This window comes from Ligilactobacillus pobuzihii E100301 = KCTC 13174, from assembly GCF_000349725.1.
In the GTDB taxonomy this organism is placed as follows: domain Bacteria; phylum Bacillota; class Bacilli; order Lactobacillales; family Lactobacillaceae; genus Ligilactobacillus; species Ligilactobacillus pobuzihii.
Genome location: NZ_APCP01000065.1, coordinates 1 through 423, shown reverse-complemented (window position 1 = coordinate 423; position 423 = coordinate 1). Strand labels below are relative to the sequence as shown.

At 47.3% G+C, this 423-nt stretch carries 1 protein-coding gene; it reads right to left on the bottom strand.

Annotated features, from left to right (window positions below; all coding sequences use genetic code 11):
• Positions 1 to 56: 56 nt before the first annotated feature.
• The coding region (locus LACPOB_RS0100720) for an IS30 family transposase (RefSeq protein WP_017866933.1) at positions 57 to 423 on the bottom strand (367 nt) is incomplete at its 5' end.

Sequence of the window (423 nt, the reverse complement as noted above, 5' to 3'; positions counted from 1 at the left end):
GAGGCCGGCCAGGAAGCGTAGCGAATGGCCGGCCTCCCACTGTCGAACTTTAGCCACTACTTATTTGGCTGGGCTAATTCATTTTCTAATGCTTCTTGGGCGGAATGATAACCTAAGATCCGCCGATATTTGCCATTTAAAGCATTTTGCGCCCGCTGTATTTCCTCTGGGGTGACTTGCCTCAGTGAGTGTCCTTTAGGGAAAAATTCACGTAAAAGCCCATTTGCACGCTCATTGCTGCCCCGTTCCCAGGGCGAAGAAGGATGCGCGAAGTAACTTGTAGTTCCTTTTAAACGACTTTGCTCCGAAAACTCTGCTCCATTATCAAAAGTGAGTGTCTTAAAAAGTGTGGGGGCTTGTTTAATAACCTTTTGCACAGCTGCTAAGCAAGTTTGTGCGTGATAATTAGGGACCTTAAGCACG